We start from the raw sequence: 874 nt of genomic DNA, 5'->3' as shown, positions 1-874 counted from the left end.
GCTGAAGATATCTTTGCCCCAAATCAGCAAAGCGGCCCCGCGTAAGAAGATCGAAGCCCCGATGGTGATAATAATGGTGGCCACCACCGTGGCGCCCCGGGCGGGTTCAATGGCGAACTTGTTCAGTCCCATCCCCACCAGCGTCACGATCAAAGTGGCAACAATCAGGGCCAGCGGATAAGGCACACCGGCGGCCAACAAGCCAACGGCCGACATGGCCCCCAGCATCACGAACTCGCCCTGGGCAAAATTCACCACACCGGAGGCGTTATAAATAATGGCAAACCCCAGCCCCACCAGGGCATAGGTGGAACCGACCGACAGACCGGTTACCAAGAACTGTATTATCTGATCAAACATATGCTTACCTCGCCCCGCCGTTCTCACCGGAGTCTGTCAGACGGATCCTTGGCCACTCATTCATGACCCATGATCCGCAACATCGACACACTCCGGCAATCAACCGCAGGGATCATGCAGGAAAAAAGAAAACCGGTGTTATTTCACCAGCGTCCAGTTTCCGTTGCGGATCTCCAGCATCCGGAAAGCATCCAGGTCGAGGCCCAGGTGATCATTTTTGGTCATATTGAAGATACCGCCGGTGCCGATAAAGTCCTGCGTGGCTTCAATCTCAGCACGAACGATTTTCTTCTTGGTACTGTTGGCACGATCAATCGCTTCTAACGCAATCATCAAGCCATCATAAGCATGCCCACCAAAGGTGGAGACAGGGCCGTGTTTGGCTTCATAGGCGGTTTTATAGGCCATCAGCACCGATTTTTGCTTATCGCCGTCTTCGAGGATATCCGCCACCAGCAGGGCTGCGGCCGGTAAGCGCACCCCTTCAGAGGCTTCACCCGCCAGTTCAATAAAC

1 protein-coding gene and 1 pseudogene are annotated in these 874 nt (G+C 54.6%); both read right to left on the bottom strand.

Features of this window, described 5'->3' with window-relative positions; translation table 11 throughout:
- Positions 1-360, bottom strand: a 360-nt coding sequence (locus tag BGP75_RS10595; RefSeq protein WP_407067337.1) for an ABC transporter permease subunit, incomplete at its 3' end; no start/stop codon positions are given.
- Between the two features lie 138 nt (positions 361-498).
- Positions 499-874: pseudogene (locus BGP75_RS10590) on the bottom strand (ABC transporter substrate-binding protein); the annotation flags it as partial.

The organism is Motiliproteus sp. MSK22-1 (assembly GCF_001968815.1).
Taxonomy (GTDB): Bacteria; Pseudomonadota; Gammaproteobacteria; order Pseudomonadales; family Balneatricaceae; genus Motiliproteus.
This window is presented reverse-complemented; position numbering and strand designations above follow the sequence as displayed.